The following is a 15,119-nucleotide window of genomic DNA, read 5'->3' on the forward strand; positions in this document are numbered from 1 at the left end:
CTTAGTAGACCCTGCAGAGGACTTCGCCGCCGACGTTCGCATCGCGAGCGGCGGCGTCCGACATGACGCCCTTGGACGTCGAAAGGATCGAGATGCCCAGGCCGTTCTTGATCGGCTTCAGGTCGCCGATCGCCGAATAGACGCGGCGGCCGGGCTTCGACACGCGGGCGATCTCGGCGATCACCGGCTGGCCGTCGAAATACTTCAGCTCGATCTCGAACTGCGGGAACTCGCCCGGGTTCTGAACCAGGTTGTAGCCGCGGATGTAGCCTTCGTCCTGCAGCACGTCGAGGACGCGCTGGCGCAGACGCGAGGCCGGGGTCAGCACCTTGGAACGCTTGCGGGTCGCGGCGTTTTTGATGCGAGCGATCATGTCGCTCAGGGGATCGTTGATCATCATGACTGTCGTCTCCCCTTACCAGCTCGACTTCGTCAGGCCGGGGATCTGCCCCAGGTTGCCGAGTTCGCGCAGCGCGATCCGGCTCATCTTGAGCTTGCGGTAGAACGCGCGCGGGCGGCCGGTCACTTCGCAGCGGTTGCGAATGCGGTTCGGCGCGGAGTTCCGCGGCAGTTCCGCCAGCTTGAGGCGCGCGTCGAAGCGCTCCTCCAGCGGCAAGCTCTCGTCGTTGGCGGTCGCCTTCAGGGCTTCCCGCTTCGCGGCATACTTCGCAACCAGGGCCTTGACGGCTTCGTTGCGGTTTACGGCGCTCTTCTTAGCCATTGTTCTCTTCCCTTCCCGCTCAGTTCGTCACGAACGGGAACTTGAACTCGCTGAGGAGAGCCTTGGCTTCCTCATCGGTCTTGGCCGTGGTGCAGACAACGATGTCCATGCCCCACATCTGATCAATCTGGTCGTAGTTGATCTCCGGGAACACGATGTGCTCCTTCAGACCGGTGGCGTAGTTGCCGCGACCGTCGAACGAGGTGCCCTTCAGGCCGCGGAAATCCTTCACCCGCGGCAGGGCGATCGTGATGAACCGGTCCAGGAACTCGTACATCTGGTCGCCGCGCAGCGTGACCTTGCCGCCGATGACCATGCCTTCACGCAGCTTGAAGCCGGCGATGGAGTTGCGGGCCTTGGTCGGCACCGCCTTCTGGCCGGCGATGGACGACAGGTCCTTGAGGGCGGCGTTCGCCTTCTTGGAGTCGGCCACGGCTTCGCCGATGCCCATGTTCAGGACGATCTTGTCCAGCTTCGGCACCTGCATCTCGTTGGTGTAGCCGAACTTTTCCTTCATCACCTGGCGGATGCGCGCCTGGTATTCGCCCTTGAGGCGAGGCGTGTACTTCTCGGTAGCCATCAGATGACGTCTCCGGTCGTCTTGGCGAAGCGGACCTTCTTGCCGTCTTCGTCGCGGAAGCCGACGCGGCTCGCCTTGCCGTTGGCGTCGGCGACCGCGACGTTCGACAGGTGAAGCGAGGCTTCCTTGTTCTTGATGCCGCCTTGCGGGTCAGCCTGGCTCGGGCGCGTGTGGCGCTGAACCATGTTGACGCCTTCAACGACGACGCGGTTTTCGGTCGGCAGGACGCGCAGCACGTTGCCCGTGCGGCCCTTGTCCTTACCGGTCAGGACGACGACGCGGTCGCCCTTCTTGATCTTGGCGGCCATGTTACAGGACCTCCGGAGCCAGCGAGATGATCTTCATGTGGTTCTTGGCGCGCAGTTCGCGAGGAACCGGGCCAAAGATCCGCGTGCCGACCGGCTCGTTCTGCTTGTTGACGATGACGGCGGCCGACTTGTCGAAGCGGATGACCGAGCCGTCCTTGCGCTGGATGTCCTTGGCGGTGCGCACGACGATGGCGCGCACGACGTCGCCCTTCTTCACGCGGCCGCGCGGAATGGCTTCCTTGACGGAAGCGACGATGGTGTCGCCGATCGAGGCGTAGCGGCGCTTGGAGCCGCCCAACACCTTGATGCACATGACCCGGCGCGCGCCCGAATTGTCGGCCACTTCCAGGTTAGTTTGCATCTGGATCATTTGATCAGATCCTTCTGATTACGAGGCCGAAGCCGGGGAAAGGACTTCCCAGCGCTTCAGCTTGGACTTCGGGGCGCACTCGACGATGCGAGCGACGTCGCCGACCTTGAGCGCGTTGGCTTCGTCGTGCGCGTGGTACTTCTTCGAAAGACGCACGGTCTTCTTCAGAACGGGGTGCAGCAGGGTGCGCTCCACCTTCACGACGACGGTCTTCTCGCCCTTGTCGGAGACGACCACGCCTTCAAGAATTCGCTTGGGCATATTCGTTTCCTTACGAGGCCGACCGCTTCTCACGCAAAAGCGTCGAGATGCGGGCGATGTCTTTGCGCACTTCACCCACGCGGTGGGTCTTTTCCATCTGGCCGGTGGCCGCCTGGAAGCGCAGGTTGAACTGTTCCTTCTTGAGCCGCAGCAGCTCGTCGGACAGCTGGTCCGGGGTCTGGCCCCGGAGATCGGCGATCTTGGTCATCAGGCCGCTTCCTCAGCGAGAGCGATGCCGGCGTCGAGACGGGTCACGACCTTGGTGCGAACCGGCAGCTTGGCGGCGCCGAGACGCAGCGCCTCGCGGGCGATGTCGTCGGCCACGCCGTCGATTTCAAACAGGATGCGACCCGGGTGGCAACGCGCGGCCCAGTGGTCAACGGCGCCCTTGCCCTTGCCCATCCGCACTTCGGCCGGCTTGCCGGTGACCGGCAGGTCGGGGAACACGCGGATCCACACCCGGCCCTGACGCTTCATCTGGCGGGTGATCGCGCGGCGAGCCGCCTCGATCTGACGCGCGGTGATGCGTTCCGGCTCCAGCGTCTTCAGGCCGTAGGAGCCGAAGTTCAGCGAGAAACCGCCCTTGGCGGCGCCGTGAATGCGGCCCTTGAAGGCCTTGCGGTACTTGGTCTTCTTCGGTTGCAACATGACTTAGCTCTCACGTCCCCGATCGCGACGCGGACCGCGGTCGCCACGGGGGCCGCCGCGTTCGCGGCCTTCGTTCGACGACGGACCCGAAGCTTCCTGGGCCCAGCGCTTGTCCTGGGCCATCGGGTCGTGCTCCAGCACCTCGCCCTTGAACACCCAGACCTTGACGCCAATGATGCCGTAGGTCGTCTTGGCTTCGTAGAAGCCGTAGTCGATGTCGGCGCGCAGGGTGTGCAGCGGCACGCGGCCTTCGCGATACCACTCCATCCGCGCGATTTCCGCGCCGCCCAGGCGACCCGAGACGTTCATCCGGATGCCCTTGGCGCCCAGACGCATGGCCGATTGCATCGAACGCTTCATGGCGCGGCGGAAGGCCACGCGACGCTCGAGCTGCTGGGCGATGTTCTCGGCCACCAGTTGTGCATCGACTTCCGGCTTGCGCACTTCAACGATGTTCAGGTGAACTTCGCCTTCGCTGCGGGCCGAGATGTCCTTGCGGAGCTTCTCGATGTCGGCGCCCTTCTTGCCGATCACGACGCCCGGACGGGCGGCGTAGATGGTGATACGGCATTTCTTGTGCGGGCGCTCGATGATGATGCGCGACACGCCGGCGGCCGACAGGCGCTCCCGAAGCCACTCGCGCAGCTTCAGGTCCTGGTGCAGCAGGCGGGCGTAGTCGGCGCCGCCGGCGAACCAGCGGCTGTCCCACGTGCGGTTCACGCCGAGGCGCAGACCGATCGGATTGATTTTCTGACCCATCAGGCGGCCTCGCCGGCTTCACGGACCACGATGGTGATCTCGCTGAACGGTTTCAGGATGCGCGACGAGCGGCCGCGAGCGCGGCTCGCGAAACGCTTCATCACCAGGTTCTTGCCCACAAAGGCCTCGGCGACAACCAGGTTGTCGATGTCGAGGTTGTGGTTGTTCTCGGCGTTGGACACGGCCGAATACAGCACCTTGCGCACGTCGGTGGCGATGCGCTTGCGGCTGAACTCCAGCTCGTTCAGCGCCTTTTGCACCGGCATGCCGCGGATCGAGGCGGCCACCAGATTCAGCTTCTGAGGGCTGATGCGGACGTTGACCAGCTTGGCGCGGGCTTCGGTCGGGGACACCCGACGTTCGTTCTTGGACTGGGCCATCGGATTACTTCCTCTTGGCCTTCTTGTCCGCCGCGTGGCCCGGGAAGTTCCGGGTCGGGGCGAACTCGCCGAACTTCATGCCGACCATCTCTTCCGAGACCGACACGGGAACGTGCTTCTGGCCATTGTGCACGCCGAACGTCAGACCGACGAACTGCGGCAGGATGGTGGAGCGGCGCGACCAGGTCTTGATCACGTCCTTGCGGCCCGACGTTTGAACGGCGTCGGCCTTCTTGAGCAGATACCCGTCGACAAACGGGCCTTTCCAGGAGGAGCGGGCCATTCTTAGCGAGCCTTCTTCACGTGGCGGGTACGGATAATGAACTTGTCCGTAGCCTTGTTCTTGCGGGTGCGGGTGCCCTTGGTGTCCTTGCCCCACGGCGTGACCGGCGTGCGGCCGCCCGAGGTCCGGCCTTCACCACCACCGTGCGGGTGGTCGATCGGGTTCATGGCGACGCCGCGGACGTGCGGACGGAAGCCCATGTGGCGCTTGCGACCGGCCTTGCCCAGGTTCTGGTTCATGTGGTCGGGGTTGGAAACCGCGCCCACCGTGGCGATGCAGCCGTCCAGGACCATGCGCAGCTCGCCCGAGCCGAGACGGATCTGGGCGTAGCCCTGATCGCGGCCGACCAGCTGGGCGTAGGCGCCAGCCGAACGGGCCAGCTGGGCGCCCTTGCCCGGCTTCATCTCGATGTTGTGGATGATCGTACCCACGGGCATCGAGCGCAGCGGCATGGCGTTGCCCGGCTTCACGTCGACCTTTTCACCGGCGACGACTTGGTCGCCAGCCTTCAGGCGCTGCGGCGCGATGATGTAGGTCTTCTCGCCGTCCTCGTAGGTCACGAGCGCGATGAACGCCGTGCGGTTCGGGTCATACTCCAGACGCTCGACCGTGCCGACCGCGTCGAACTTGCGACGCTTGAAGTCGATCTTGCGGTACAGGGTCTTGGCGCCGCCGCCGCGGAAGCGAACGGCCACGCGACCGCCCTGCCCGCGTCCGCCCGACTTGGTCAGGCCTTCGGTCAGCGACTTCTCCGGGCGGCCCTTGTGCAGCTCGGAACGGTCGACCAGCACCAGGGCGCGGCGGCCCGGCGACGTCGGATTGTAAGTCTTCAAGGCCATCTGATCAGAGCCCCGTGGTGACGTCGATCGACTGGCCTTCAGCCAGCGTCACGATCGCTTTTTTGATGTCGACGCGGCGACCCAGGATGCCCCGGAACCGCTTGGTCTTGCCCTTTTGAACCAGGGTGTTGACCTTGAGGACGTTGACCTTGAACAGGCTTTCGACCGCCGCGGCGATCTCGTCCTTGGTCGCGGTGTCGGCGACGCGGAAGACGACCTTGTTCTGCTCCGACAGGATCGTGGCCTTTTCGGTGATCACCGGAGCCAGGATGGTGTCGTAGTGCTTGGCGGTGGGTTGAGCGCCGGCCATTACGCGGCCTCCTTCTCAGAGAAGCGCGCCTCGATCGCCTCGATGGCGGCCTTGGTCAGCACCAGCTTGTCCGCGCGCAGGATGTCATAGACGTTCAGGCCGGCGTTCGGCAGCACGTCGATGTACGGGATGTTGCGCGCCGCCAGGCCGAAGTTCACGTCGACTTCCGGACCGGCGATGATCAGGGCCTTGGCCCATCCCAGCTTGCCGAAGGCGTCTCGCAGAGCCGCGGTCTTGGCGTTCTCGACGTTCAGGGCGTCGACAACGACCAGATCGCCGGCCTTGGCCTTGGACGACAGGGCGTGACGCAGGGCCAGGGCGCGAACCTTCTTGGGCAGGTCATAGCCGTGGTCACGGACAACCGGACCAAAGGCGCGCGAGCCGCCGACGAACTGCGGTGCACGACGCGAGCCGTGACGAGCGCCGCCGGTGCCCTTTTGCTTGTACATCTTCTTGCCCGTACGAGAGTTCTCGTTGCGGGTCTGGACCTTGTGCGTGCCGGCGCGGCGCTTGGCCAGCTGCCAGTTCACGGTGCGGGCCAGCAGGTCGCCGCGGATGTCCGAGATGCCGAAAACGGCGTCCGACAGTTCCACGTCGCCGGCCGCGCCGCCGTCGAGCTTGATGACAGAGAGTTTCATTACGCTTCACCGCCTTCGGTCGCTTCGGCCGGGGCTTCTTCAGCCGGGGTCGAGGCGGGTTGAGCAGCGCCCTTGGACTTGACCGAGCCCGGGAACGGAGCGTCGGACGGACGGGTCTTCTTGATGGCGTCGCGAACCTTGACGTAGCTGCCATCGTGACCCGGGACAGCGCCCTTGATCATGATCAGGCCGCGCTCGGCGTCCACGCGGACGACGGTCAGGTTCTGGGTGGTGACGACTTCCTGGCCCAGGTGGCCGGCCATCTTCTTGCCCGGGAAGGTGCGGCCCGGATCCTGACGGTTACCCGTGGAGCCGTGCGAGCGGTGCGAAACCGAGACGCCGTGCGTCGCGCGCAGGCCGCCGAAGTTCCAGCGCTTCATGGCGCCGGCGAAGCCCTTACCGATGGTCTCGCCCTGAATGTCGACCTTCTGGCCCGCGATGAAGTGGTCCGCCGACAGCTCGGCGCCCACGTCCAGCAGACCGTCCGCATCGACGCGGAACTCGGTCACATAGGCCTTGGGCTCGACCTCGGCCTTCGCGAAGACTTCGCGTTGAGCCTTGGCCGTGTTCTTGGCCTTCTTTACGCCAGCACCCAGCTGAACGGCGACATAGCCGTCCCGCTCCTGGGTACGCTGGCCGACGACTTGGCAGCCGTCGAGCTGGAGCACAGTGACCGGAACGTGCGCGCCGTCATCGGCGAACACGCGGGTCATGCCCAGCTTCTTGGCGATCACGCCCGTGCGCATCGGATCCCGCCTCTTTCTTCTTTAGATCTTGATCTCGACGTCCACGCCGGCGGACAGGTCGAGCTTCATGAGCGCGTCCACGGTCTGCGGGGTGGGGTCGACGATGTCGAGCACGCGCTTGTGCGTGCGGATTTCAAACTGCTCGCGCGACTTCTTGTCGACGTGCGGCGAGCGGTTCACGGTGAACTTTTCGATCAGGGTCGGCAGCGGGATCGGACCACGAACGGTCGCGCCCGTGCGCTTGGCGGTGTTGACGATCTCGCGCGTCGAAAAGTCGAGGACGCGGTGATCAAAGGCCTTGAGCCTGATGCGGATGCTTTGATCCATATCGGTGCTTACTTCCAATGCGGTCGGAGGACCGCGTCCCTGTGAACCATTTCAAAGACCGAAGCCTTCGGGCCTAGGCCCTCAGGTACGCAAATCCGCAAAAACGAGCGGCCCACGCAGTCTCCCGCGAAGGCCGTGAAGTCCCAAGAAGCTGCAAAGAACAGGTACTTAGGTCGTCCCTGCGAACCGCGTCTGCATCCGGAGATGCACAGCCGGTCCAACAAGAGTGGCGCTTATGCCGATCGATTCCGCTTTCGTCAAGCGCATCCATGCACAAGGGCGCTTCGGCGGCGAAGGCTTCGGCAAAGCGCCAATCGGGAGCGGGGCGCGGGGAGATGCCGTTCTGGGGGTGCATTTACGGCTCCGCTTTCTTGCACACATGGCGGCGACACATCTGCGCCACATTGCGTGACAGTTCGGCAACAAAGAACCTCGTGATCGGCAAGCGGCGCAGTTTTCGCCTTCCGATCCGGGGCAAGGCTGGTAGCAGCCGCCCCCCGCCCCGCCGGAATGGTCCGTGGGCGGAGAGAAGAAGAACGGATACCTGAGTATGAAGACCCTTTTCCTCGCCTCGGCCGCCGCCGCCCTGTTCGCTGCTCCCGCCTTGGCCCAGGACGCCATCGGCTCGGTGGGCGTGTCCTACGCCAACCCGTCGATCGACACCGACTTCGGCGACGCGGACGCGGACGTCTGGACCGTGGACGGCACGGTGGCCCTGCCGATGAACGACTGGACCGTGACGCTGAACGGCGCGGTCGATTACGTCGAAGCCTTCGACGAGAGCGATGCGTCCGGCGCAGCCGCCGCTCACCTGACCCGCATGTTCACGCCTGACGTGCGCGCCGGCGCCTTTGTCGGCGTCAGCAATCTGGGCAACGAAGAGCTGTGGACCGCAGGCGTCGAGGCCCAGAAGTATCTGGACCAGGCGACGCTGACCGGTCAGGTGGCCTACACCAACGCCGACGACCTGTTCGAAGGCGTGGACGCCGACATCTGGACGGTGGGTGCGGACGCCGCCTTCTACCTGACGCCGCAGCTGCGCCTGAACGCGGGCGTCAGCTACAACAACGTCGATACCGACTTCGGCGACGGCGACGCCTGGACGTACGGCGTGGGCGGCGAGTACGAGTTCGCCAACTCGCCCTTCTCGCTGACGGCCGGCTACACCCGCGCCGACATCGAGTCGGTTGACGTGGACGTGGACAGCTGGACGATCGGCCTGCGCTACAGCTTCGGCGGCGGCATCCAGGCGCGCGACCGCGCCGGCGCCTCGCTGGGCTCGACCGCCATGTCGACGGTCCTGGCCGGCTTCTAAGCCTTACGGCCTGACGGACGACAGAGCCCCGGCGGAGCAATCCGCCGGGGCTTTTTGATGCCAAGGAGAAGAGAGAGAGGCCGGGGGTTCCACGACCCGGCCCCTCCCCTTCGCGGGCGACGGATCAGCGGCCGATGCTGACCGTGCCCGAACCGATCACCGAGCGGGAGACCTGGCCAGAAGCCTCGGCCACCGACACGTCGCCTGAGCCGGCGATCGCCACCTCGAGGTCGCCTGTACGGCCGCCGTAGCGGACGTTGCCCGAGCCGCCGATAGCAACCTCGAACTTCGGCATGTCGCCGGCCCGAACGGTGATGTCGCCCGAGCCGCCGATTGCGGCCTCGCCCGGGCCGTCCACGCGCGCCACCGTGATGTCGCCCGAGCCGCCCACGGAGGCCTCAAGTCGCCGCGTCGCGCCGGCCATGATGGATCCGGACCCGCCCACCGCCGCCTCGAGCTCGGACGAGGTTCCCGCCCGGATCGATCCGGAGCCGCCCAGCGCCAGGGACATCTTGCCCGTGGTGTTGGCGACCACCCAGTCGCCGCAGCCCCCATTGCCCAGATCGATCTCGCTTGCGCCGCGCCCGACCGAGCCGAACACCGCGCCGCTTGCCCCCACGTCCACCGAGCGAGGCGTCCGCAGCACGATCAGCGGGGCGTCCTCCAGCCGGACACGGCCGATGCTGCGAACCTCCACGGTCGCGCCCTCGCCCGGCTGGCGAGCGCTTGCGGGACCGCTGGAGCAGTTGCGGACGTCGTTGCGCAGACCGCCGTCGATGCGCACGTCCCCGCCTCGCCGCTGCACCTGGGGCGCCGGCAGATCCGCGCGACCGGGCGTGATCTCGACGCCGATGTCCGAACGATCCTCGACGATCACCACGACGCGGGCGACGGCGTCCTTGATCTCCACATCGGCGGCGAAGGCAGGGGCGGCGCAGCTCGTGGCGACGGCGGCCAAAAGTGCGGATCGAGCGGCGAACAGGGCGGTCTTCATCGGGTCTCTTCCTCTCCAGCTATGGATGGAACAGTGCCCCCCGCTCGGCCCCGAGTCATTTTAACTCGAGGTCATGACACCGATTTAACCTGTGGGCCTCAGCGCGCCCGCGCCATCGGCCGCGCCGATCTCCGGCTCGAAGTCGCGTTCGAAGCTGTCCAGCCGGCTCTTCAGCACCCCGGCCTTTCGCAGCGCCACCGAGGCCGCCCAGCGCGCAGCCAGTTCGGGCCGGCCCATCGTATCGGTGAAGCGTGGCCGCCCGCCCGCCCTGCGCATCGCCGCATTGGCGAACAGGGCGCCGTTCCGGAACCGCGAGGTCCAGGTCTGGAAGTCCATCGACAGGCTGACGCAGAAGCGGCCCTGGTTCTCCACCCGGTGCGGCGCATAGATCGGCCAGGTCAGCGCCTGCCCCGGCTCCAGGTCCATGACCTGGGCGTCGGCCTCGAACGCAAGCGTATAGGGCAGCTCCTCGGTCGTCTGGCGGGCGACCACCTGCTCCATCTGCCGCTCGGGCAGGTGCGCCTCGTCGCCCGGATAGACGAACACCCGCTTCCTGCCGCGCAGGTGAAACAGCACCACCCCCGCCGCGTCGAAATGGTAGGGCGCGCCCGATCGCGGCGAGGACAGAATCAGTTGTCCTGCGTTCCTCACCGCCTTCATGCCCGGATAGGTCGCCTGGATGCGGCGGAAATCTTCCATCGCCGCGGCCCACAGCTCGGGCCAGCCGGTCTCCACCTGGCGCAGATTGACCCACAAGCGGCCCTGCTTGATCGCCTCCAGCAGCTCGGCGCCCGACAGCCGCCCACGCGCGCCGGTGCGCAAGGAGACCTGTCCCGCCTCATCGTAGTCGTACAGGTTGATGTCGAAGAGATCAGCCGGATAGCGGTCCAGCAGCGCCGCCAGCGCCGCGTCTTCGGCGAAGCCGCGGTCGTTCAGCGTATGCGGATGGATCTTCGCCTCGGTGATCGGGCCCGGATAGCGGGTGCGGCGCTCGGTCATGATCGTTTTCCTCAGGCGTGGGCCACACGGTGGGGCGTCTTCTTGCGAGCCAAGGCCTTGCTTGCGGCCGATCGCGCCGCAATCGCCGCACCGCGCGCACGCGCAAGCGAGGTCGTCTCGCAGGCCTCGATGGCGGCCCAGCGCCGGCGGATGCTGGTGCGCAGCGCATCGCCCCGCCCGCCGCCGGCCCGGTTCAGCAGTTCCGCCGCCGCATCGCTTACGCTCGCTTGCACGCCGGGCTTCAGCACCACAGCTTCGCGTACGGTTCGGCGATCGTTGCAGAAGTACTTCTTGTAGTGCTCGCCTTCGAAGCCGAAGTCGAACACGCGGAACCCTTGGGCGCTCGCCCGTTCCATCGTGTCCATGCTCAGCAGTATGCCCGGCGAGCACCGCGCCAGGCTCGGCTCATAGACCGGGAACCAGAAATGATACTGGTCGCCGGCGTGAAGAGAGAACTCCAGCGCCGTCAACTGGCCGCCCGCGTGCATGGTCGCAATGGAGGCGCCGAAATCAGGATCCTCGGACCTCATCAGCGCGTACAGTAGCCGCCGTGTCCATTCGCAGGCGAAGATGTCGTGCAGGCCTGAACGCCGATACTGCGCCGATTTCAGGTCGATCAGCCGGTCCAGCAGCTCCGGGTCGCGCACCTCATGCCGCACCTCGATCGGGCCCAGCTCGGCGACCAGGCTCCGACGCGCCCGCTCCTTGTCCTTGAAGTATTTGCCGAAGGTCCTGCGACGCTCGGCGTACCAGTCGGCGTAGCCGCTCTCCGGCAGACGCACCATCACCGTCTGACGCTCTGCGCCCGCCTGTCCCTGGCCGACCCAGGCCGTGACGGTCAGACGGCTGGCGTTCAGAAGACGCGCCGCCTCTTCCAACGGGATCTCTACGCCTGGCGCGGAAATCACCCCGTGATAGTCGTTCATCGGCGCGCCCAGCGGCTGCACCGCTCGACCGCGCCTCTGGTGCGGGAAGAAGCCGACGACCTCGCCGCCACGCCGGAACACCGCCACCGCCGCCCCCGGGCAGACGCGCGAGGCGATTTCCGCATAGCGCCAGTGGAAGTAGGGGCTCGCCAGCGCCGCATCCACCGCCTGCCAACGCCGCCAAGAGGCGATCTGTTCGGACGACAGCGCCTCGGCCTTCACGATCTCGACCGAAACGGGTGGGTTCACGCGCGTCCATCCTTGCGCCGTCGCAGCAGCGGCATGGCTCATGCTCTACCCGCTACGCGTTTCAACACGGTTGATCGCCTTGGTGAATGCCGGATTCACATGGAGCCCCCCAAGGCTTTGAAGCGTTGGCGTTTGTCACGCATCAGAAAGCCGCCGCCATGACCGACGAACGTCCCGCCCCTTATCCCGCCGAAGACGAAAATCAGCGCCGGGATTCACCCGCAGGCCAGCCGCCTCGGCCGGCAACCGAGCCCAAGGGATCGGAAGGGTCCAGCAACTCCGGCGAGACCGCGACCAATCCCGCCACGGGCGAGCTGAACGACTGACGATCGCCGCGCTTCCCTTTGATCACTTGAGAACCCTGCCCATGATGTTTCGTCTCGCGCCCAAGACCGCCCTTCCCGCCGCCTCCGTTCTGGCCCTGCTCCTTGCGGGGTGCGGGGCGCCCGAGCCGTCCGGCGCGGAAAGGCCGGGCGCGAGCAGCGGTCCGGTCGGCGCGCAAGGCCCTCTGTCGGCACAGTCCATCAACGACGCCGCCTATCAAGCGACGCCCGAGCCTGCGCCGCCCGCCCAGGAAGGCCAGCCGGCCGCGCAGCCCCAGCCCAGCCCGGCCCTGATCCGCGCCCAGGTGCTGCTGGCCCGCGCCCGCTTCTCTCCCGGCGCCATCGACGGTCTGGGCGGGACCAACACGCGCCAGGCGCTGGCCGCCTGGCAGGAGGCGCAAGGTCTGGAGGCCAGCGGCGACCTGACGCCCGAAACCTACCAGCGCCTGATCCAGGCCGGCGGCCAACCCGTCACGACCGAATACGAGATCACCCAGCAGGACGTCGCCGGCCCCTACATCGGCGTGGTTCCGACCGAGGTCGAACCGCAGTCCCAGCTCCCTGCCATGGGATACGGCAACATCGTCGAAGCGCTGGCTGAGCGTTTCCACGTCAGCGAGGCCTTGCTGCGCGCCCTGAATCCGTCGGCCGACTTCAACCGCGCGGGTCAGCAGCTGGTGGTGCCGTCCGTCGGTCAGGTCCAACTGCCCGCCAATGTCGCCCGCATCGTCGTCGACAAGAGCCAGAGCGCCGTCATGGCCTATGACGAAAGCGACCAACTGATCGGCTTCTTCCCCGCCACCATCGGCAGCGGCGACAATCCGACACCTTCTGGCACTCTGAAGGTGAACGGCGTCGCCAGCAATCCGGACTACGTCTACGATCCGGACAAGCTCTCCTACGGCACCGAGACCGAGCGGCTGGTGGTCAAGCCAGGCCCGAACAATCCGGTCGGCGTGGTGTGGATCGATCTGAACAAGCCTTCCTACGGCATCCACGGCGCGCCTGAGCCCGAGACCATCGGCAAGACCGCCTCGCATGGGTGCGTTCGCCTGACCAACTGGGACGTGCAACTGCTGGCCGCGCGGGTGAAGCCTGGCGTCCAGGTCGTCTTCCAGGGCTGACCCGACGAAAGGCGGAGCGGCGGTTACGGCGCCGCCGCTCCAAATGTCGTGCCGTCCCACAGGTCGCAGTGGTGACGCTCGAAGAAGGTCGCGTCCATCCGGTCGCCTTCAGGGTGAAACACCCGGACCGGTCCGCCGCCTTGCGCCGCCGCCTTCCAGTCCGGATCGAAGCCCGGCTGACCGAACCCGGCCCACATGCTGCGCATCCGCGCCGAGAGCACGCGTTGCTCAGGCGTGAACCGCTTCACATCGGCGAAGATCCAGCTGGTCCCGAACACATAGGCGAGCTCGCTGGCGTGATACGCCCCGAGGTCCAGCCCCACCAGCCGGTCCGGCAGGACAAAGGGCGCGCCGCGATCGGCGAACTCGTAACCCCACACCGGCCCATGTTGCGCCAGCACGCGCCGCAGCGCGTTGGAGGGACAGGCGAACCTCTGGTCGGTGAAGTTTGTCGCAATGGCGATGGCGGGTCCGTCGTCGCCGACCGGATAGCGCTCCAGCACCCGCGCCGCCTCGTCGCCGTACATCCACCCCGTCTCCTTGACGTAACGATCCATGCTCTGAACCTCGTTGGCGAACAGCCGCCCTTCGTCCAGGTTTGTGCCGATCATCACCGGCGTCCGGACGTAGCGTCCCCCATGGAAAGCCACGGCCGGGTTTTCGGGCGTGATGCGGTCGCCGTACACGGGCCCCCACGAGCCCAGCCCGTTGATCCCCGCCCTTCGTGACGGCGCCCGGGCGATCCGCCAGGCGGGCGTCTCCCTCAGGCAGGCGATCTGATCCTTCCCAGTGCAGCCCAGCGCCTCGGCAAAGGCCGGCCCGCTCTTCGCCGCATCCTGCGCCGCCACCAGCGAAGACGGCTCCAAGCACCCGCCGCTCTGCAGGATCACCTGATGGAACAGCCCCTCCGAGCCTGGCGACGCCATCAGATAGCAGGCGCTCCATGCCCCCGCGCTTTCCGCGAACAGGGTGACCTTGCCGGGATCGCCGCCGAAGGCTGCGATGTTGTCATGCACCCAGCGCAGCGCCGCCTGCTGGTCCATCAGGCCAAAGTTGCCGCCGAATTCCTCGCCGTCGCCCTCCATCTGCGGATGCGCCAGCCAGCCCAGCGCCCCCAGACGATAGTTGATCGTCACCACCACCCGCCCCTGTTCGGCGGCCAGCCGCGACGGATCGTAGTTGGCGCCTGAGCCGACGGTGAAGGCCCCGCCCGGCACATAGACCATCACCGGCAGGGTCTCGGGCGCGTCCGCTGGCGCATAGATGTTGAGGTAGAGACAGTCCTCCGAACCCACGACGATCCCGCCGCCACCGCCCAGAATGGCCTTGCGCCCGACCGCCTGGGTGCAGTCGGAGCCGATGCGCGTCGCATCGCGCCGGCCCTGCCACGGCTCCACCGGCTGCGGCGCGCGCCAGCGCAAGGTTGCCACCGGCGGCCGGGCATAAGGAACACCGAGGAAGGCGCGAACGCCGGCTCCCTCCACGCCGCGCACCACTCCGCTTTGCGTCGAGGCCAGGACCGCCTCGGCGTCGGAGGCGAAGCGCACCTGGTGCACCCGGCCGGGATGGATCGCGCAGGCGCCGAGGCCCAGCAGCGCAAGAAGGGCGAGCCGCGTCAGTGACCGCATCGTTGAACCTTGGCGGTTAGGAGGAACAGCAGCTAACGCGCGGGCGGCGCTCGGTTTCCCTGATCCCGAGCTAGGTTCTCGAACCAGTCGGCGTAGACCGTGTTGCGCGCCATGCGGCGGTTCAGGTCGGGCGCGCCGTCGCTCCACCACACCGGGCCGCGTTCGCCAAGCGCGCGCTTCGCCGCATCCAATTCGGCTCGGGCCCGCGCCACCGCCTCGTCGTCTCCGGCCTTCAGGCCCAGGCCCACCTCTCGCCGCGCCGTCATCAGGGCCGCGACCTGCGCGCTTCGCTCGGCCTCGGGCAGGTTCGGATTGCTCCTGCGCCACAGACGACCCCGGACCACGAAGTAGCGGCCGTCCGGCGTGTCGGGATAGCGATCCTGGGTCATGC

Annotated in this window: 25 protein-coding genes; 4 read left to right on the forward strand and 21 right to left on the reverse strand. The window is 66.8% G+C overall.

Annotated elements, in window-relative coordinates; all coding sequences use genetic code 11:
* Position 1 precedes the first annotated feature (1 nt).
* From rpsH to rpsJ, 16 genes are read right to left on the reverse strand one after another with little or no spacing between them, the layout of a single operon-like run.
* A complete protein-coding gene (gene rpsH, locus KY493_RS07655) occupies positions 2 to 400 on the reverse strand; it encodes a 30S ribosomal protein S8 (protein WP_219895805.1) in 399 nt (132 codons plus the stop codon).
* Between the two features lie 15 nt (positions 401 to 415).
* Positions 416 to 721 (reverse strand): 30S ribosomal protein S14, encoded by a 306-nt coding sequence (gene rpsN / locus KY493_RS07660; RefSeq protein ID WP_219895806.1) that lies wholly within the window; start codon positions 719 to 721, stop codon positions 416 to 418.
* A gap of 19 nt (positions 722 to 740) precedes the next feature.
* Positions 741 to 1,301: a 50S ribosomal protein L5 gene (gene rplE, locus KY493_RS07665; RefSeq protein WP_219895807.1), complete on the reverse strand. Its 561-nt coding sequence runs from the start codon at positions 1,299 to 1,301 to the stop codon at positions 741 to 743.
* Positions 1,301 to 1,609: a 50S ribosomal protein L24 gene (gene rplX / locus KY493_RS07670; RefSeq protein WP_219895808.1), complete on the reverse strand. Its 309-nt coding sequence runs from the start codon at positions 1,607 to 1,609 to the stop codon at positions 1,301 to 1,303. The genes rplE and rplX overlap by 1 nt, the downstream gene beginning before the upstream one ends.
* A gap of 1 nt (position 1,610) precedes the next feature.
* Positions 1,611 to 1,979 (reverse strand): 50S ribosomal protein L14, encoded by a 369-nt coding sequence (gene rplN / locus KY493_RS07675; protein ID WP_003164378.1) that lies wholly within the window; start codon positions 1,977 to 1,979, stop codon positions 1,611 to 1,613.
* Between the two features lie 18 nt (positions 1,980 to 1,997).
* Positions 1,998 to 2,240, reverse strand: a complete 243-nt coding sequence (gene rpsQ, locus KY493_RS07680; protein WP_219895809.1) for a 30S ribosomal protein S17 — start codon at positions 2,238 to 2,240, stop codon at positions 1,998 to 2,000.
* A gap of 10 nt (positions 2,241 to 2,250) precedes the next feature.
* On the reverse strand, positions 2,251 to 2,448 hold the full coding sequence (gene rpmC, locus KY493_RS07685; RefSeq protein ID WP_219895810.1) for a 50S ribosomal protein L29: 198 nt from the start codon (positions 2,446 to 2,448) through the stop codon (positions 2,251 to 2,253).
* Positions 2,448 to 2,888 (reverse strand): 50S ribosomal protein L16, encoded by a 441-nt coding sequence (rplP, locus tag KY493_RS07690; RefSeq protein ID WP_219895811.1) that lies wholly within the window; start codon positions 2,886 to 2,888, stop codon positions 2,448 to 2,450. The genes rpmC and rplP overlap by 1 nt, the downstream gene beginning before the upstream one ends.
* Before the next feature lie 3 nt (positions 2,889 to 2,891).
* Positions 2,892 to 3,647, reverse strand: coding sequence for a 30S ribosomal protein S3 (gene rpsC, locus KY493_RS07695; protein ID WP_219895812.1), 756 nt, complete (start codon positions 3,645 to 3,647; stop codon positions 2,892 to 2,894).
* A complete protein-coding gene (rplV, locus tag KY493_RS07700) occupies positions 3,647 to 4,027 on the reverse strand; it encodes a 50S ribosomal protein L22 (RefSeq protein WP_219895813.1) in 381 nt (126 codons plus the stop codon). The genes rpsC and rplV overlap by 1 nt, the downstream gene beginning before the upstream one ends.
* A 4-nt stretch (positions 4,028 to 4,031) precedes the next feature.
* A complete protein-coding gene (rpsS, locus tag KY493_RS07705; RefSeq protein ID WP_183203624.1) occupies positions 4,032 to 4,310 on the reverse strand; it encodes a 30S ribosomal protein S19 in 279 nt (92 codons plus the stop codon).
* Between the two features lie 2 nt (positions 4,311 to 4,312).
* Entirely contained in the window at positions 4,313 to 5,149 is an 837-nt protein-coding gene (gene rplB, locus KY493_RS07710; RefSeq protein WP_219895814.1) for a 50S ribosomal protein L2, read from the reverse strand.
* 4 nt (positions 5,150 to 5,153) lie between these two features.
* Positions 5,154 to 5,459, reverse strand: a complete 306-nt coding sequence (locus KY493_RS07715; RefSeq protein WP_219895816.1) for a 50S ribosomal protein L23 — start codon at positions 5,457 to 5,459, stop codon at positions 5,154 to 5,156.
* Positions 5,459 to 6,097: a 50S ribosomal protein L4 gene (gene rplD / locus KY493_RS07720; protein WP_219895818.1), complete on the reverse strand. Its 639-nt coding sequence runs from the start codon at positions 6,095 to 6,097 to the stop codon at positions 5,459 to 5,461. The genes KY493_RS07715 and rplD overlap by 1 nt, the downstream gene beginning before the upstream one ends.
* The gene (gene rplC / locus KY493_RS07725; RefSeq protein ID WP_219895820.1) at positions 6,097 to 6,843 is read right to left on the reverse strand and encodes a 50S ribosomal protein L3; all 747 of its coding nucleotides are present in this window, start codon (positions 6,841 to 6,843) and stop codon (positions 6,097 to 6,099) included. The genes rplD and rplC overlap by 1 nt, the downstream gene beginning before the upstream one ends.
* A gap of 21 nt (positions 6,844 to 6,864) precedes the next feature.
* On the reverse strand, positions 6,865 to 7,170 hold the full coding sequence (gene rpsJ / locus KY493_RS07730; RefSeq protein WP_003164367.1) for a 30S ribosomal protein S10: 306 nt from the start codon (positions 7,168 to 7,170) through the stop codon (positions 6,865 to 6,867).
* A gap of 235 nt (positions 7,171 to 7,405) precedes the next feature.
* Between rpsJ and KY493_RS07735 the strand changes: the two genes are divergently transcribed.
* Complete coding sequence (locus KY493_RS07735; RefSeq protein ID WP_219895822.1) at positions 7,406 to 7,582, forward strand: hypothetical protein; 177 nt, start codon at positions 7,406 to 7,408, stop codon at positions 7,580 to 7,582.
* A gap of 138 nt (positions 7,583 to 7,720) precedes the next feature.
* Positions 7,721 to 8,485, forward strand: coding sequence for a porin (locus tag KY493_RS07740; protein ID WP_219895823.1), 765 nt, complete (start codon positions 7,721 to 7,723; stop codon positions 8,483 to 8,485).
* A gap of 124 nt (positions 8,486 to 8,609) precedes the next feature.
* Here the strand turns inward: KY493_RS07740 and KY493_RS07745 are convergent, their stop codons facing one another.
* From KY493_RS07745 to KY493_RS07755, 3 genes are all read right to left on the reverse strand, one after another.
* The gene (locus KY493_RS07745) at positions 8,610 to 9,479 is read right to left on the reverse strand and encodes a GIN domain-containing protein (RefSeq protein ID WP_219895824.1); all 870 of its coding nucleotides are present in this window, start codon (positions 9,477 to 9,479) and stop codon (positions 8,610 to 8,612) included.
* Between the two features lie 84 nt (positions 9,480 to 9,563).
* Positions 9,564 to 10,478, reverse strand: a complete 915-nt coding sequence (locus KY493_RS07750; protein ID WP_219895826.1) for a cupin-like domain-containing protein — start codon at positions 10,476 to 10,478, stop codon at positions 9,564 to 9,566.
* A gap of 11 nt (positions 10,479 to 10,489) precedes the next feature.
* A complete protein-coding gene (locus tag KY493_RS07755) occupies positions 10,490 to 11,653 on the reverse strand; it encodes a GNAT family N-acetyltransferase (protein ID WP_219895828.1) in 1,164 nt (387 codons plus the stop codon).
* Positions 11,654 to 11,811: 158 nt separating this feature from the next.
* Between KY493_RS07755 and KY493_RS07760 the strand changes: the two genes are divergently transcribed.
* Positions 11,812 to 11,979 (forward strand): hypothetical protein, encoded by a 168-nt coding sequence (locus tag KY493_RS07760; RefSeq protein ID WP_219895830.1) that lies wholly within the window; start codon positions 11,812 to 11,814, stop codon positions 11,977 to 11,979.
* 41 nt (positions 11,980 to 12,020) lie between these two features.
* On the forward strand, positions 12,021 to 13,100 hold the full coding sequence (locus tag KY493_RS07765; RefSeq protein ID WP_219895832.1) for a L,D-transpeptidase: 1,080 nt from the start codon (positions 12,021 to 12,023) through the stop codon (positions 13,098 to 13,100).
* Positions 13,101 to 13,123: 23 nt separating this feature from the next.
* On the opposite strand, the gene KY493_RS07770 is transcribed toward KY493_RS07765, so the two are convergent.
* Positions 13,124 to 14,728 (reverse strand): carboxylesterase/lipase family protein, encoded by a 1,605-nt coding sequence (locus KY493_RS07770; protein ID WP_219895834.1) that lies wholly within the window; start codon positions 14,726 to 14,728, stop codon positions 13,124 to 13,126.
* Between the two features lie 32 nt (positions 14,729 to 14,760).
* On the reverse strand, positions 14,761 to 15,117 hold the full coding sequence (locus KY493_RS07775) for a hypothetical protein (RefSeq protein ID WP_219895837.1): 357 nt from the start codon (positions 15,115 to 15,117) through the stop codon (positions 14,761 to 14,763).
* Between the last annotated feature and the right edge of the window lie 2 nt (positions 15,118 to 15,119).

Source organism: Brevundimonas sp. PAMC22021 (genome assembly GCF_019443405.1).
Classification (GTDB): domain Bacteria; phylum Pseudomonadota; class Alphaproteobacteria; order Caulobacterales; family Caulobacteraceae; genus Brevundimonas.

Excerpts from the sequence above, each read along its gene's own strand:
- rpsH (WP_219895805.1), bottom strand. The coding sequence starts at position 400 with ATGATGATCAACGATCCCCTGAGCGACATGATCGCTCGCATCAAAAAC.
- rpsN (WP_219895806.1), bottom strand. The coding sequence starts at position 721 with ATGGCTAAGAAGAGCGCCGTAAACCGCAACGAAGCCGTCAAGGCCCTG.
- rplE (WP_219895807.1), bottom strand. The coding sequence starts at position 1,301 with ATGGCTACCGAGAAGTACACGCCTCGCCTCAAGGGCGAATACCAGGCG.
- rplX (WP_219895808.1), bottom strand. The coding sequence starts at position 1,609 with ATGGCCGCCAAGATCAAGAAGGGCGACCGCGTCGTCGTCCTGACCGGT.
- rplN (WP_003164378.1), bottom strand. The coding sequence starts at position 1,979 with ATGATCCAGATGCAAACTAACCTGGAAGTGGCCGACAATTCGGGCGCG.
- rpsQ (WP_219895809.1), bottom strand. The coding sequence starts at position 2,240 with ATGCCCAAGCGAATTCTTGAAGGCGTGGTCGTCTCCGACAAGGGCGAG.
- rpmC (WP_219895810.1), bottom strand. The coding sequence starts at position 2,448 with ATGACCAAGATCGCCGATCTCCGGGGCCAGACCCCGGACCAGCTGTCC.
- rplP (WP_219895811.1), bottom strand. The coding sequence starts at position 2,888 with ATGTTGCAACCGAAGAAGACCAAGTACCGCAAGGCCTTCAAGGGCCGC.
- rpsC (WP_219895812.1), bottom strand. The coding sequence starts at position 3,647 with ATGGGTCAGAAAATCAATCCGATCGGTCTGCGCCTCGGCGTGAACCGC.
- rplV (WP_219895813.1), bottom strand. The coding sequence starts at position 4,027 with ATGGCCCAGTCCAAGAACGAACGTCGGGTGTCCCCGACCGAAGCCCGC.
- rpsS (WP_183203624.1), bottom strand. The coding sequence starts at position 4,310 with ATGGCCCGCTCCTCCTGGAAAGGCCCGTTTGTCGACGGGTATCTGCTC.
- rplB (WP_219895814.1), bottom strand. The coding sequence starts at position 5,149 with ATGGCCTTGAAGACTTACAATCCGACGTCGCCGGGCCGCCGCGCCCTG.
- KY493_RS07715 (WP_219895816.1), bottom strand. The coding sequence starts at position 5,459 with ATGGCCGGCGCTCAACCCACCGCCAAGCACTACGACACCATCCTGGCT.
- rplD (WP_219895818.1), bottom strand. The coding sequence starts at position 6,097 with ATGAAACTCTCTGTCATCAAGCTCGACGGCGGCGCGGCCGGCGACGTG.
- rplC (WP_219895820.1), bottom strand. The coding sequence starts at position 6,843 with ATGCGCACGGGCGTGATCGCCAAGAAGCTGGGCATGACCCGCGTGTTC.
- rpsJ (WP_003164367.1), bottom strand. The coding sequence starts at position 7,170 with ATGGATCAAAGCATCCGCATCAGGCTCAAGGCCTTTGATCACCGCGTC.
- KY493_RS07735 (WP_219895822.1), top strand. The coding sequence starts at position 7,406 with ATGCCGATCGATTCCGCTTTCGTCAAGCGCATCCATGCACAAGGGCGC.
- KY493_RS07740 (WP_219895823.1), top strand. The coding sequence starts at position 7,721 with ATGAAGACCCTTTTCCTCGCCTCGGCCGCCGCCGCCCTGTTCGCTGCT.
- KY493_RS07745 (WP_219895824.1), bottom strand. The coding sequence starts at position 9,479 with ATGAAGACCGCCCTGTTCGCCGCTCGATCCGCACTTTTGGCCGCCGTC.
- KY493_RS07750 (WP_219895826.1), bottom strand. The coding sequence starts at position 10,478 with ATGACCGAGCGCCGCACCCGCTATCCGGGCCCGATCACCGAGGCGAAG.
- KY493_RS07760 (WP_219895830.1), top strand. The coding sequence starts at position 11,812 with ATGACCGACGAACGTCCCGCCCCTTATCCCGCCGAAGACGAAAATCAG.
- KY493_RS07765 (WP_219895832.1), top strand. The coding sequence starts at position 12,021 with ATGATGTTTCGTCTCGCGCCCAAGACCGCCCTTCCCGCCGCCTCCGTT.
- KY493_RS07770 (WP_219895834.1), bottom strand. The coding sequence starts at position 14,728 with ATGCGGTCACTGACGCGGCTCGCCCTTCTTGCGCTGCTGGGCCTCGGC.
- KY493_RS07775 (WP_219895837.1), bottom strand. The coding sequence starts at position 15,117 with ATGACCCAGGATCGCTATCCCGACACGCCGGACGGCCGCTACTTCGTG.